The sequence below is a fragment of the Pseudomonas sp. NFR16 genome (assembly GCF_900108875.1).
In the GTDB taxonomy this organism is placed as follows: domain Bacteria; phylum Pseudomonadota; class Gammaproteobacteria; order Pseudomonadales; family Pseudomonadaceae; genus Aquipseudomonas.
Window position 1 is genome coordinate 1,564,564 of sequence record NZ_FNYJ01000001.1, and the last position, 15,903, is coordinate 1,580,466.

General features: G+C 65.6%; 3 protein-coding genes (1 of these 3 only partly in view). All 3 read right to left on the reverse strand.

Going from position 1 to position 15,903, the window contains the following annotated elements:
• Tightly spaced (each overlapping or abutting the next), the 3 genes in view from BMZ10_RS07110 to BMZ10_RS07120 form a layout consistent with a single transcriptional unit that may run on beyond the window.
• Entirely contained in the window at positions 1 to 1,410 is a 1,410-nt protein-coding gene (locus BMZ10_RS07110; protein ID WP_093459282.1) for an aspartate aminotransferase family protein, read from the reverse strand.
• Positions 1,403 to 15,577, reverse strand: coding sequence for a non-ribosomal peptide synthase/polyketide synthase (locus tag BMZ10_RS07115; RefSeq protein WP_256214436.1), 14,175 nt, complete (start codon positions 15,575 to 15,577; stop codon positions 1,403 to 1,405). Before BMZ10_RS07115 ends, BMZ10_RS07110 begins: the two co-directional genes overlap by 8 nt.
• Positions 15,460 to 15,903, reverse strand: the end of a protein-coding gene (locus BMZ10_RS07120) for a condensation domain-containing protein (RefSeq protein ID WP_093459284.1). Its footprint extends 1,686 nt past the window's final position; 444 of the gene's 2,130 nt are visible here — the last part of the coding sequence; its start codon lies off the right edge, out of view; it ends in the stop codon at positions 15,460 to 15,462. Before BMZ10_RS07120 ends, BMZ10_RS07115 begins: the two co-directional genes overlap by 118 nt.

Genomic DNA, 15,903 nt, shown 5'->3' on the forward strand with positions numbered 1-15,903 from the left:
TCAGCGTTGATGAACGGCGGCGTGGACGGCAGCGCCGAAGATGTCGGCGATCTGGTCGATCTGCGCGGCGGCGACGATCAGAGGCGGCAGGAAACGGATCACCGAGGAGCGACGGCCACCGACCTCGATGATCAGGCCGCGTTGCAGGCACTGACGCTGGATTTGCGAAGCCAGTTCGCCGCTCTGCGGGAAGCGACCGAGCACGTCCGGGCGCCCTTCAGGGTCAACCATTTCGACGCCCAGCATCAGCCCCATGCCGCGCACGTCGCCCATCTGCGGATAGTCCTTCTGCAAAGCCCGCAGATGGTTGCCCAGGCGCTCACCCATGGCAGCGGCATGCAGGTCCAGTTGCTGCTCGCGCACGATGCGCAAGGTGGTGGACCCGGCCACCATCGCCAATTGGTTGCCGCGGAATGTCCCGGCATGCGAGCCCGGTTTCCAGACGTCCAGCGATTTGTTGTACACCACGACGGCCATCGGCTGGCTGCCGCCGATGGCCTTGGACAGCACCAGCACATCGGGAACGATGTCGGCGTGCTGGAAGGCAAACGGCTTGCCGGTCCGCGCCACGCCACACTGGATCTCGTCAAGGATCAGCGGCACGCCTGCGTCGCGGGTGATGCGGCGCACTTCGCGCAGCCAGTGGGCCGACGTCGGCACCACGCCGCCCTCCCCTTGCAAGGTTTCGAGGATCATGCCGGCCGGCGGCAGCACACCGCTTTCGGGGTCGCTCAGCTGGTTTTCGATGTAGTGCAGACCGATGCGTTCACCGGCCTCGCCACCGACGCCGAACGGGCAGCGGTAGTCGTACGGGAACGGCAGAAACTGGGCGTTCGAGGCCAGGCCGTCCAGGTACGCCTTGGGCCCGAGATTGCCCATCAGTCCCAGCGCGCCTTGGGTCATCCCGTGATAGGCACCGTGGAACGCCATCAGATTGCTGCGCCCGGTGGCGGTGCGCACCAGTTTCAGTGCCGCTTCCACCGCATCGGTGCCCGCGGGCCCGCAGAACTGGATGCGGGCGTCCTTGGCGAACGCCGGCGGCAGCAAGGCGAACAGCTCGTTGATGAAGTCGTCCTTGGCCTCGGTCATCAGATCCAACGTGTGCAGCGGGCGTTGCCCGTCGAGCAGGCTGCGCATCGACTGCACCACTTCCGGGTGGTTATGGCCTAGGGCAAGCGTACCGGCGCCGGCCAGGCAATCGATGAACCAGCGCCCCTGGCTGTCTTGCACGTGAATGCCCTGGGCACGCTTGAGCTCCAGGGGAATCCGCCGCGGGTAGCTGCGGGCGTTGGACTCCACGGCGGCCTGACGCTCCAGCCGCGGGGTCGGCGCGAACTGGTAGTCGGCATGGGCCAGCGCCGCATCCGGCGTCAGTTCGGTGATCGGCGTCACGTTGTGTGGGCTATGCATATTCCTGCTCCTGGAAATCATGTGACTGAGGGCGTTCGTTGACCTGCGCGAGGGACTCGGCAAGCTGAGTGATGAACTGCTGATCACGGACGATCGAAAGGTGGTCGGCGTCGATCCAGGCCGAAACCTGCAGGCGCCCACCCATGCCCTGCTCCAGAAGAGCCGGTGCGTTATCGTTATTTTCCGGGGACCGCTCGGCCCACCAGGCGTAGACCGGCACGCCCGAGGTGTGGATTTCCCGGCATTGATTGGCCAGCTGGCGCATGTGCCGCTCGACGCCAAGCAGTTGTTGCCAGTGCTCGTCGGCCTGGCTGTCGTCATGACCGCCCACTGCAGGCGCTGTCGATTCCGGCACCGGAGGACGCGGCTGACCGGCGCCCGGCACGTAGCCGTCGATCAGGCCGACGAAGGCCACGCGCTTGCCCAGACGCACCAGCAGACGGGCCATCTCCAGCACCAGGGTCCCGCCCATCGACCAGCCGATCAGCCGGTAGGTCCCGGCAGGTTGGTGTTCGAGCAAGGCCTTGACGTAGTCGCGGGCCATTTGCTCGATGGAGCTGTCGCGCCAGTTGCCGTCGAGCACCTGACGGTTCTGGATGCCCCACACATCCCACTGGGCCGACAGGCGTCGCGCCAGGGCGTAGTAACCCACCACCGTGCCGCTGACCGGGTGCACGCAGAACACCGGCGGCTTGTCGCTGGCACCGCTGCTCAGGCGAATCAGCGGATTCGGCGCGCCATTGCGCAAGACCGGTTGCGTGTGAGCCGGGGCATCTTCAGCCACGGGCAGGCCGTCCAGCAACTCAACCAGCGCCGTGCGGTAGGCGGCCTGCAGGCGCTCGATGGTTTGGCGCTGATAGCGCTGACCACTGAAGCGGAAGGTCAGACCCAACTGCCCGGCGAACACCTGACCGTTGATTTCCAGCTCGCGATTCAGCGGCGTGGACGGGTCGATCAGGTCACCGGCCGAGACATTCGCCGGTGCAAAACGGCCATCGCCCAGATCCTGATCGAACTGGCCGAGGTAGTTGAACACCACCTTGGGTTCAGGCAGAGCCGCCAGTTGCTGGCGAACCCGGTCGGGCCCCAGATAACGCAGCAGACCGAAACCCACGCCCTTGTCCGGCAGACCGCGCACGGTGGCGCGCACGTTCTGCAGGGTGTGCCGGATGTCCTGCGCTGCCTTGACGCGCAGCGGGAACAGGCTGGTGAACCAGCCCACCGTACGCCCGACATCCAAGGCTTCGGACAGTGCTTCGCGACCGTGGCCTTCGAGCGCGACGAGGTGGCCGGTCTGGCCGTTCCAGCCGCTGAGGGCCTGCGCCAGTGCCGCCAGCAGGATTTCGTCCATTCGCGCATCCAGTGCCGCTGGCGCTTCACGCAACAGACGACGGGTCATGTCCGCGTCCAGCAACAGCTCGCACTGCTCCAGGTCCTGCTGCGTCGCGCGCCCCTGGGCATTGTCCACCGGCCATGCGTCATCACCCTGGCCGATCTGCGCCAGCCACTGTCCGGCCTCGGCTTCACGTTCCGGCGAGCGTGCCACGAGCGCAAGTTGCTGCGCCCAACGCTGGTAGCTGCCGGGTTTCGGCCCCAGGTTCACGGCGCTGGCCGAAGCCAATTGCGCATACGCGCGGGCCAGATCCTCCAGCAGCACACGCCAGGACACGCCATCGACCACCAGGTGATGCGCGACCAGCAACAGACGCTGGCCGTGAGGCAGCTGCGCCAGTACCACTCGCAGCAACGGGCCGTGCTCCAGATCAAGGCTGCGCTGCGCCTGTTCGCACACCGCTGACAGCGCGGCGTCATCGGCCACCTCGCGGACCCACAGGCTGTCGCCCGCCGGCGCTTCGCGGTAGACCTGCTGCCAGCGACCGTCGGCGTGCTGACTGAAACTCAGGTTCAGCGCATCGTGATGCCGCTGGACGACCTCAAGCGCACGCTCCAGCACATCGGCTTCCAGCGGACGTTGGACGTCCAGCAACAACGCCTGATTGAAGTGCGCGCGATGGGTCATCGGCTGCTCGAAGAAGTGCGCCTGAATCGGCGTGAGCGGCACCTCGCCCCTTGGGGTTTCATCGATCAGCACCGTGGCACTCGCCTCGACCACGCTCAGACGCAGCGCCAGATCCTTGAGCCGCGGATGGCTGAACACGTCCTTGGGCACCAGCTTCAGGCCGAGGTGACGCAAGCGAGTGATCACCGCCAGCGATTGAATCGAGTCGCCACCCAGCTCGAAGAAACTGTCCGAGCGCCCAATGGCTTCGACGCCCAGCAATTGCTGCCAGACCCGCGCCAGTTGCTCTTCCCGCTCGCCTTGCGGTGCTTCGAACGTCTGGCTGTTGAGCTGCGGATCTGGCAGCGCATTGCGATCAAGTTTGCCGTTCGGCAGCTGAGGCAGACGCGCCATGACGATGATGTGATGCGGCACCATGTATTCGGGCAGCGTGCTTGCCAGTTGTTGTTTCAGGCTGTCCTCGCTCAACTCATTGCCGCCGACATAGCCCAGCAGGCGTTTGCCGCTCGGCCCCTCGCGGACGATCACCAGCGCCTCGCGCACGCCCTCGCAACCCTTCAGCGCCGCTTCGATTTCACCGGCTTCGATGCGGAAACCGCGGATCTTGATCTGGTGGTCGATACGGCCCAAATATTCCAGCAGCCCTTCGCTGTTCAAACGCACGCGGTCGCCGCTGCGGTAGAGGCGCTCGCCGGGGCGGAACGGGTGCGGCAGAAAACGCTCGGCGGTGGCGCCCGGACGATCCAGATAACCCCGCGCCACTGCGCCGCCCAGATACAACTCACCGGCGATGCCTTGAGGCAGCGGGTTCAGGTCGGCGTCCATCACGTAACCCTGACGGTCGCCCACCAGATCACCGATCGGCGCATACGCGGTGCTGAAATCCGCCGTTTGCGCAGCGGCCAGCCACAACGTCGGCGTGACCACCGTTTCGGTCGGGCCATAGCCGTTGATGATCCACAGCGGCTGCAGGTTGCGGATGACGTCGCGCAGCATTTCGCGGCTGAACGCTTCCCCGGCGAAGCAGTAGGTTTTCACGCCGGGTCCCTTGCCCTGCAGCCCGGCCCAATCGGACAACTGGCGCAGGTAGCTCGGCGGAAACGACGCCACGGTGATGCCTTCACGAATCAGCGTGTCGTAGGTCTGCTCGACGCTCCACAGTTCCTGATCGCGCAGCACCACGCGGGCGCCGTAACACATCGGCATCATCCAGCCTTCGTGGGCGCCGTCGAAGCTGATCGACAGGAAGTGGAACTTGCGGTCTTCTGCGGTGAAGCGGTAACGCTCGCCGATGGTCTGGATGTGCATCGAGATGTCGCCGTGGGCGATGGCCGCGCCCTTCGGCTTACCGGTCGAACCCGAGGTGTAGATCAGGTACGCCAGTTGCTGCGGATGAATCACTACCTCCGGCGCGGTGTGCGGTTCAGCCGAGACGTCCAGCTGATCCAGATTGAGCAGCGGCACGTCGCCCACCGGCACGCGATCCAGCGCCGCGTCGTGAGAAATCAGCAGCTTCACACCGCCGTCTTCGAGCATGTAGCGCAACCGTTCGGTCGGGTAATCCGGATCGAGCGGGATGTACGCGCCGCCTGCCTTAAGCACCGCGAAGAACGCCAGCCACAGGTCGACGCCGCGCTCCATGGCAATGGCCACGCGCACTTCGGTGCCGATGCCGCGCGCCCGCAGGGCATGGGCGAGCTGGTTGGCACGACGATCGAACTCGGCAAAGGTCAGGCGCTGCTCGCCATGCACCAGGGCGATGGCGTCGGGACGCAGACGCGCGTGGTCGGCGATCAGTTCGTGGATCGGGCGATCGACGTAGGGCGAGAACGGCGGCGTATTCCACTGATCCAGCGCGGCGAGGTCGACCTCACTGAGCAGCGGCAGGTCGCCGATGGCGGTCTGCGGTTGCGCACAAACGGCGCGCAGCACGGTCAGCAACTGGCCGAACAAACGCTCTACGGTCGAGGCGTCGAACAGGTCGGTGGCGTAGTCCAGATAGCCACTGATGCGGCCGTCCTGATGTTCGAAAGTGCCGAGCACCAGGTCGAACTGCGCACCCTTGATGTCCCACTGTTGCGCCTCGATGCTCAGGCCGTCGAACTGCAGCAGCGACATGTCCGGTTGCTGCTGGTGGTTGTAGCTGACCTGGAACAACGGGTTGACGCTCAGGCTGCGGGCCGGTTGCAGCGCCTCGACCAATTGCTCGAACGGCAAATCCTGATGAGCATGGGCGCCCAGCAGGTTGTCCTTGACCTGCGCCAGCAACCGGGTGAACGGCTGGTCGCCGCTGACCTGTGCACGCAGCACCAGGGTGTTGACGAAGAAGCCGATCAGGCCTTGCGTCTGCACCTCGGCACGCCCTGCCACCGGTACGCCGACGCGCAGATCGCGCTGACCGCTGAGGCGATACAGCAACGTGTCGAAGGCGGCCAGGAACAGCATGAACAGCGTGGCATCCTGCGCCCGGGCGGTAAGCCGCAACTGGTCGGCCAGGTCCTGCGGCAGCACGAAAGCATGCCGCCCGCCTTTGCCGTCGCGTTCGGCCGGACGTGGCCGGTCAGCCGGCAGCTCCAGCACCGGCTGCTCATCACCCAGCGCCGCTCGCCACCAGTTCAACTGACGCTCGCGTTCGCGGCCACTGAGGTACTCGCGCTGCCAGCTGGCGTAGTCGGCGTACTGCACGGTGAGCGGCGGCAACTGCGCGTCTTCCCCGCGCGAGAAGGCGCGATACAGCGCGGCGAAATCTTCCAGCATCACTTGCACCGACCAGCCATCGGAAATGATGTGGTGCATGCACAGCAACAGACGCCATTGGTCATCGGCGAGCTGCACCAGAGCGACCCGCCAGGACGCGCGCTCGGCATCGAGGTCGAACGGCTGGCTCATGAAAGCGTGGGCCAGCGTGACGAAATCTTCCTGCGCGGTGACGCGATCACGCAGATCGTGGCGAGCGACAGTGACGCTGCCGATGGGCAGAATGCGCTGCAAGGGAACGCCGGCCTCACCGGGAAGCAGACATGTGCGCAGGCTTTCATGGCGCTCAGCCAGGGCGTCGAAGCTGCGTTGCAGGGCATCGAGCTGCAGCGTGCCGTCGAGGTTCAAGACGCACGGCAGGTTGTACGCCACGCTCTCCGGTTCCAGCTGCGCGAGGAACCACAGGCGCTGTTGCGCAAACGACTGCGGCGCGAACTCACGCTCGCTTCGCGGCAGCAGCAGCGGCATGGCGGCCGGCTCGGCGCGACAGGTGAGGTCATGCGCCAGATCCGCCAGCATCGGCGATTCGAACAGCGCCCGCAGCGGCAGCTCCCGCTTGAGATCGCGCCTGATCTGCGCCACCAGTTGAATGCCGAGCAATGAATGCCCGCCCAGTTCGAAGAAGTTGTCCTGACGCCCCACCTGCTTGACGCTGAGCAGGTCCTGCCAGAGCTCGGCCAATGCGCTTTCCACGCCGGCCAGTGGCGCTTCGAAGGCGCGTTGTTGCAGCTGAGGTTCGGGCAACGCCTTGCGATCGAGCTTGCCGTTGGCCGACAGCGGGAATCGCTCCAGCATGACCAGATGCGCCGGGACCATGTAGTCCGGCAGGCGCTGTTTCAACTGGCTGCGCAGCTGTTCTTCGTCGAAGGCGTCGGCGCCCACGCTTTCCAGGACCAGGTAGCCGACCAGCTGCATGCCGGTGCTGAGTTGACGCGCGACCACGACCGCTTCGCTCACCGCCGGATGATCCAGCAGCGCCGACTCGATCTCGCCGATTTCCACGCGCAGACCGCGCAGCTTGATCTGGTGATCGAGCCGGCCGAGGTAATCCACCGCGCCGTCGGCACGCCAGCGGGCCAGGTCGCCAGTGTGATACAGTCGCTCGCCGTGGCCGAAGGGACTCGCGACAAAACGCTCGGCGGTCAGGCCAGGGCGCTGGTGGTATCCCCGGGCCAGGCCGGCGCCGCCGATGTACAGCTCGCCCGGCACGCCGATCGGTTGCGGGTTCAGGCGGCTGTCGAGGATGTGGATCTGCAGGTTGGCAATCGGACGCCCGATCGGCACCGCCGCGCCGGGCTCGTCGCGGCAGGTCCAGTGGGTGACGTCGATGGCCGCTTCGGTCGGGCCGTAGAGGTTGAACAGGCCCGCGTTCGGCAGGCGCTGCAAGGTGTCGCGGGCAAGGTCTGCAGGCAGCGCTTCACCGCTGCAGACGATGCGTTTGAGCGAGGCACAGCCGGACAGATCGTCCTGGGCCATGAACGCAGCGAGCATCGACGGCACGAAGTGCAACGTGCTGATCTGATGGGTTTCCACCAACGCAGTGAGCAACGCCGGATCGCGATGATCGCCCGGTTGCGCCATGACCAGACGCGCACCCACCATCAGCGGCCAGAAGAACTCCCAGACCGAAACGTCGAAGCTGAACGGGGTCTTTTGCAGCACGGCATCGGACGCGTCGAGGGCATAGGCGTCCTGCATCCAGGCCAGCCGGTTGAACAGCGCAGCGTGGGTGTTGCCCGCGCCCTTCGGCTTACCGGTCGAACCCGAGGTGTAGATCATGTACGCCAGTTGCTCAGGATGAATCTCGACGTTCGGCGCGGTGGTGGGCTGATCGGCGAGATCCAGACGATCCAGGTTCAGCACCTGCAAACCGTCCACGGCCGGCAGATCGTCGATCACCGCGTCATGACTCAGCAGCAGCGCAATCCCGGCGTCTTCGAGCATGTAGCGCAGACGATCCAGCGGGTATTCCGGGTCCAGCGGCACATACGCAGCACCCGCTTTGACCACGGCGTACAACGCCACGACCATCTCGACGGAACGCAACGCCGCAACGCCGACCAGCGATTCCCGACCCACGCCCTGCGCGCGCAGGTAATGCGCCAGCTGATTCGCACGCTGATCCAGCTGCCGATAGGTCAGCACCTGATCGCCACAGCGCAGGGCTTCGCGGTCCGGGTGCTGCTGCGCCAGGCGTTCAAACACCCGATGCACAACGCAATCATCCGTCGCCCAATCCTGAGCCGTGTCGTTAGCGTGCGCCAGTTGTATGCGGTCCTGCGCATCGAGCAGTTCAAAATCACCAATCGCCGCGTCGGGCTGCTCGAGCAGCTGCGCAAACAGCTGCACGAAACGCTGATGCAGGCGCTCGATACTGGCGTGCTCGAACAGGTCGGTGGCGTAATTCCATGAGCCACCGAGCGCACCGTCCGCGTCTTCGTGAGTGTTCAGGGCCAGATCGAACTGGCTGCTGCCATCGTCCAGCGGCAGCACCTCGGCCTGCACACCAGGCAGTCCGGACAGCGGCTCGAAATCACGTTGCTGATGGTCGTAAGCCACCTGAAACAGCGGGTTGTGGCTGAGGCTGCGCTGCGGTTGCAGGGCCTCGACCAACTGCTCGAAGGGCAAGTCCTGATGGGCGTGCGCCCCCAGCGTCAGCGCCTTGGCGCGCTGCAGCACCTCGTCGTAGGACAGCTCAGCCGACACCTCGGTGCGCAACACCTGAGTGCTGACGAAGAAGCCGATCAGGCCTTCCACTTCCAGGCGTGAGCGCCCGGCAATCGGCACGCCGATGCGCAGATCGTTCTGCCCGCTCAGGCGATGCAGCAACACCTGATACGCCGACAGAATCACCATGAACGGCGTGACGCCCCGGGCCTTGGCGAAAGCGCGCAGGCGCTGGCTGAAGTCGCCATCGAGACTGAACAGCAGGCGATCACCCTGATAGCTCTGCTGCGCCGGACGCGGACGATCGGTCGGCAGCTCCAGCACCGGGTGCTCGTCGCCCAATTGCTGTTTCCAGTAGGCCAGTTGACGCTCGCCCTCGCCCGCCGCCAGCCACTCGCGCTGCCAGACCGCGAAGTCGGCGTATTGCACCGGCAACGGCGTCAACTGCGCTTCGCGCTGCTCAACGGCGGCCCGGTACAGCTCGCTGAACTCCTGCAACAGCACGCGCACCGACCAGCCGTCGGAGATCATGTGGTGCAAGCACAGCAGCAGGCGCTGTTCACCCGCGCCCATGCGCACCAGCGCCAGGCGCCAGAGCGGGTCGTGGGAGAGGTCGAACGGACGCTTGACGAAATCCTGCGCCAACACGCTGAACGCCGCTTCCTGATCGGCTTCCAGGCGGCCCGGAGCGCTGAGGTCGATGCGCTCGATCTCTACGGCACGGGCGGCCTCGATCTGTTGCAGCGGCACCTCACCGCCCGCCACAAATCGTGTGCGCAGCACTTCGTGCCGCTCGGTCAGCGCGTCGAATGCTGATTGCAACGCCGCTTCGTCGAGTTCACCCCGCAGACGCACCGCGCCCGGCAGGTTGTAGGCATGGCCGCCCGGTTGCAGTTGATCGAGGAACCACAGGCGCTGTTGCGCGAACGACTGCACCGCGCTCGTGGCGTGACGGGCTATAAGCTCCAGTGGCTTGCCCGGCTGTTCGTCGGCGAGATCAAGCTGTGCGATGCGCGACGCAAATTCGGCCAGGCGCGGCGCCTCGAACAGCGCCCGCAGCGGCACGCTCACGTCGTGTTCGTGACGCAGGCGCGAGATTAACTGCATCGCCAGCAGCGAGTGGCCGCCGAGTTCGAAGAAATGATTGTTGCGGCCTACCGCGTCGATGCCCAGCAGGATCTGCCAGAGCGACGCCAACTGCTGTTCCAGAGCATTCTGTGGCGCCTGATAATCGCTGGAACTGACTTGCGGATCTGGCAGCGCATTGCGGTCCAGCTTGCCGTTCGGCAGCTGCGGCAAACGCGGCATGATGACGATATGCGCCGGGATCATGTATTCCGGCAGGGTCAGCTGAAGTTGCTGCTTGATCGATTCTTCGTGCAGATCGTTGCCACCGACATAGCCCAGCAGACGCTTGCCGCTCGCCCCCTCGCGGACGATCACCAGCGCCTCGCGCACGCCTTCGCAACCCTTCAGCGCCGCTTCGATCTCACCGGCTTCGATGCGGAAACCGCGGATCTTGATCTGGTGGTCGATGCGGCCCAGGTATTCCAGCAGTCCTTCGCTGTTCAAGCGCACGCGGTCGCCACTGCGGTAGAGGCGCTCGCCGGAGCGGAACGGGTGCGGCAGGAAACGCTCGGCGGTGGCGCCCGGACGATCCAGATAACCCCGCGCCACTGCGCCGCCCAGGTACAACTCGCCTGCAATCCCTTGAGGCAGCGGGTTCAGGTCGGCGTCCATCACGTAACCCTGACGGTCGCCCACCAGATCACCGATCGGCGCGTATGCGGTACTGAAATCCGCCGTTTGCGCAGACGCCAGCCACAGCGTCGGCGTGACCACGGTTTCGGTCGGGCCATAGCCGTTGATGATCCACAGCGGCTGGAGGTTGCGGATGACGTCGCGCAGCATTTCGCGGCTGAACGCTTCCCCGGCGAAGCAGTAGGTTTTCACGCCGGGTCCCTTGCCTTGCAACCCAGCCCAGTCGGACAACTGGCGCAGGTAGCTCGGCGGGAACGAGGCGACGGTGATGCCTTCACGAATCAGCGTGTCGTAGGTCTGCTCGACGCTCCACAGCTCCTGATCGCGCAGCACCACGCGGGCGCCGTAACACATCGGCATCATCCAGCCTTCGTGGGCGCCGTCGAAGCTGATCGACAGGAAGTGGAACTTGCGGTCTTCTGCGGTGAAGCGGTAACGCTCGCCGATGGTCTGGATGTGCATCGAGATGTCGCCGTGGGCGATGGCCGCGCCCTTCGGCTTACCGGTCGAACCCGAGGTGTAGATCAGGTACGCCAGTTGCTGCGGATGAATCACTACCTCCGGCGCGGTGTGCGGTTCAGCCGAGACGTCCAGTTGATCCAGATTGAGCAGCGGCACGTCGCCCACCGGCACGCGATCCAGTGCCGCGTCGTGGGAGATCAGCAGCTTCACGCCGCCGTCTTCGAGCATGTAGCGCAGGCGTTCGGTCGGGTAATCCGGATCGAGCGGTATGTACGCGCCGCCCGCCTTGAGCACCGCGAAGAACGCCAGCCACAGGTCGACGCCGCGCTCCATGGCAATGGCCACGCGCACTTCGGTGCCGATGCCGCGCGCGCGCAGGGCATGGGCGAGCTGGTTGGCACGACGATCGAACTCGGCAAAGGTCAGGCGCTGCTCGCCATGCACCAGGGCGATGGCGTCAGGACGCAGACGCGCATGGTCGGCGATCAGTTCGTGGATCGGGCGATCGACGTAGGGCGAGAACGGCGGCCGGTTCCAGGCGTGCATCTCACGGACGTCACGCTCGGTGAGCATCGACAGATCGCCGACACTCGCCTCGGGGAAGCGGCAGATGCCATTCAGCAGTTTCTGGAAATGGCCGCACAGACGGTCGATCTGGTCGGCGCTGAACACGTTGCTGTGGTAGTTGACGTGGATGTGTGCCCGCTCCCCCGCCACCACTGCCAGGCTCAACGGGTAGTGGGTCTTGTCGCTCAACTCCACCGAGCCAAGGTTGACGCCGCCTGCCTGCTTGTCACGCAGCACGGCATCCACCGGGTAGTTCTCGAACACCACCAGGCTGTCGAACAGGTCACGCCCGGCGTGCCCGGCGTAGCGCTGCGCTTCGAACAGCGGCGTGTGTTCGTGTTCACGCAGTTCGAGGTTGTGCGCTTGCAAGGCATTGAGCCAGTCGCCGACCTTCTGCTGCGATTCCGGCGCCTGCACCAGCGGCAGCGTGTTGATGAACAGACCGAGCATGCGCTCGATACCCGGCACCTGCGCCGAACGGCCCGACACCGTAGCGCCGAACGCGACGCGCTTTTGCCCGGTGTAACGCTGCAACAGCAAGACCCAGACCGCCTGGATCAGCGTGTTGACGGTCACGCGTTGACGACGAGCTGCGCTGTGCAACAGCGCGCTGTCCAGGTCCATCGACCTGACCAGCACCTGCGCGGGCAGTGGCTCGCCGGTGGCCGACGTCGGCGCGGTCAGGGCTGCGGCCATCAGGGTCGGCTGCTCAAATCCGGCCAGATGCTGCTGCCAGAAATTCGCGCTGTGCTGCGCATCGCGGCTGAGCAACCACTGCACGTAGTCGCCGTAGTGCCCGGCCGGCATCGGCGCGGTGTCGGACATGGCCGTCTGGATCACTTCGCCCAGCACCGCCGCGCTGCTCCAGCCATCGAGCAGGATATGGTGGAAGGTCCACACCAGTTTCCACAGCGTTTCGTTCTGACGCACCAGCAGCACGCGCAACAGCGGCGCTTCGTGCAAGTGGAACGGCGTCTCCCGCTCCGCCGCGAGCACCTCGGCCAACGCCCGCGAACCGCTGCGCAGGTCCAGTTCGCGAACCACCAGCGCCGCATCACGGCGAATCAGTTGCACGGGCTGTTGACTGCCGGCCAGACGCAGGAAGGACGCGCGCAGAATCGGGTGACGCTGAACGGCAGCGGCCCACGCCGATTTGAAGCGCGTCAGCGGCAGGTGATCGATGTCCAGCGCCACCTGGTTGATGTAGAGATCTCGGGCATCATCGGCGCCTTGGGTCTGGGCCAGTTCGCTGTGGAACAGCAGGCCTTGCTGCATGGGCGTCAGCGGGTACAGCTGCTCGATGTCGCGCGCCGCGCCCGGCAATGCATCCAGTTGCGCCTGAGTCAGGTCCAGCGACGGGAAGTCCGACGGCGTCACCGCCGAATGGCTGCGGCAGTGCTCGATGACCTCGTCCAGTGCGTCGGCGTAGGCATCGAGCAGGCGCTGAATGGAGGCCGCCTCGTGACGCTCGCCGCTGTAGCTGCACGTCAGGCTGAAACGGCCATCGCGCACCTGGGCGTCAATGGACAGCTCGCAGCCCAACGGCGCATCGGCGGCGCGCTGTGCGCCGCTGCTCTCCTCGGCGAGCATGAACAGACCGCTGCTGCTCTGCAGACGGCCCATGTAGTTGAACAGCACGCAGCCGTCCAGCGCCGGCAAGGCTTCACCGCGCAGGTGACGCAGCAAGCCATAACCGAGGCCGCCGTGAGGCACCGCGCGCAGGGTTTCCTTGGTGTGTTTGAGCGCCGCATCGAGATCGTCGTGGGCTTGCAGACTGACCGGGTACAGGCTGGTGAACCAACCGACGGTGCGCGACGGATCGAGGCCCTCGAACAGGTCCTCCCGACCATGCCCCTCGAGCGCGATCAGCGCGCGGGATTCACCACTCCAGTGGGCCATCGCCCGCGTCAGCGCGGTCAGCAGCAAGTCGTTGATCTGCGTGCGATAGGCTGCCGGCGCTTCGCTGAGCAGCGCCTGACTGCGCGCCTCGTCCAGCTGCAACTGAAGCTGTCGCACCACGCTCTGCTGCGCACCGCCACTCGGGTTGGCGCACGGCAGTGGCGGCGCGGCAGGCAGGTCACGCCAGTAATCGGCTTCGGCCAGAACGGCATCGCTGTAGGCGAAGTCCAGCAAGCGATTGGCCCAGCGCTGAAACGACAGGCCCTTGTCGCCCAGATCGATATCCAGACCGGCCTGGGCCTGATGGTAGGCGTTGTGCAGGTCCTCGAGCAGGACGCGCCAGGACACGCCATCCACCACCAGATGATGCACCACCAGCAACAGACGCTCGCCGCCGTCGGCCAGTTTGAAATGCACAGCGCGCAGCAACGGACCGTCCTTGAGATCAAGGCTGGCCTGGGCTTCGTCGCAGGCGTCGGTCAGTTGATCAGCGCTCACTTCACGCTGCCACAGCAGCGCATCGACGGGTTCTGCGCGATCAGCATCCGGATGAGTTTCAGGGCGATAACGCTGCTGCCACTGACCGTTGTCCTGACGCACGAAGCTCATGCGCAAGGCATCGTGCCGGCTGATCAGCGCGTGCAGCGCCTGCGCCAGAGCGGGCACTTGCAGGGCTTCGCCCGGCGTCAGCAGCAACGACTGGTTCCAGTGGGCGCGGCGACGCATGGGTTGCTCGAAGAACCCGTGCTGAATCGGCGTCAGCGGGATGTCGCGGTTGAATTCGATGCGCGCCTGCGCCACCGCTGCGCCGCGGTCCAGCACCTGAGCGACCTGCGCCAGTTCGGCGATGGTCTGGCGCTCGAACATCTGCCGTGGCGACAGTTGAATCCCGCGTTTCTTGGCGCGGGAGATGATCTGCAGACTGAGGATCGAATCGCCACCCAGCTCGAAAAAGTTGTCCTGACGCCCCACCTGTCTGACGCCGAGCAGGTCCTGCCAGAGCTCGGCCAGCGCGCTTTCCACGCCGGCCAGTGGCGCTTCGAAGGCGCGTGGTTGCAGCTGAGGTTCGGGCAATGCCTTGCGATCGAGCTTGCCGTTGGCCGACAGCGGGAATTGCTCCAGCGTCACCAGATGCGCCGGGACCATGTAGTCCGGCAGGCGCTGTTTCAACTGGCTGCGCAGCTGTTCTTCGTCGAAGGCGTCGGCAACCAGATAGCCGACCAACTGCATGCCGGTGCTGAGTTGACGCGCGACCACGACCGCTTCGCTCACCGCCGGATGGTCCAGCAGCGCCGATTCGATTTCGCCGATTTCCACCCGCAGACCGCGCAGCTTGATCTGGTGATCGAGCCGGCCGAGGTAATCCACCGCGCCGTCGGCACGCCAGCGGGCCAGGTCGCCAGTGCGATACAGCCGCTCGCCGTGGCCGAAGGGGCTGGCGACGAAGCGTTCGGCGGTCAGGCCGGGACGCTGGTGATAACCCCGGGCCAGGCCGGCGCCGCCGATGTACAACTCGCCCGGCACACCGACGGGTTGCGGGTTCAGGCGGCCGTCGAGGATGTGGATCTGCAGGTTGGCAATCGGACGCCCGATCGGCACCGCCGCGCCTGGCTCGTCGCGGCAGGTCCAGTGGGTGACGTCGATGGCCGCTTCGGTCGGGCCGTAGAGGTTGAACAGGACCGCGTTCGGCAGGCGTTGCAAGGTGTCGCGGGCAAGGTCTGCGGGCAGCGCTTCACCGCTGCAGACGATGCGTTGGAGCGAGGCACAGCCGGACAGATCGTCCTGGGCCATGAACGCGGCGAGCATCGACGGCACGAAGTGCAACGTGCTGATCTGATGCTGTTCGATCAACGCAGTGAGCAACGCTGGATCGCGATGATCGCCCGGTTGCGCCATGACCAAACGCGCACCCACCATCAGCGGCCAGAAGAACTCCCAGACCGAGACGTCGAAGCTGAACGGGGTCTTTTGCAGCACGGCATCGGACGCGTCGAGGGCATAGGCGTTCTGCATCCAGGCCAGCCGGTTGAACAGCGCAGCGTGGGTGTTGCCCGCGCCCTTCGGCTTACCGGTCGAAAAGACAGAACCTGCTCGGGGTGGATTTCGACGTTCGGCGCGGTGGTGGGCTGATCGGCCAAAGCCAGGCGATCCAGGTTCAGCACCTGCAAACCGTCCACGGCCGGCAGATCGGCGATCACCGCGTCGTGACTCAGCAGCAGCGAGATACCGGCGTCTTCGAGCATGTAGCGCAGACGATCCAGCGGGTATTCCGGGTCCAGCGGCACATACGCAGCACCCGCCTTGACCACCGCGTACAGCGCCACGACCATCTCGACGGAACGCAACGCCGCAACGCCGAC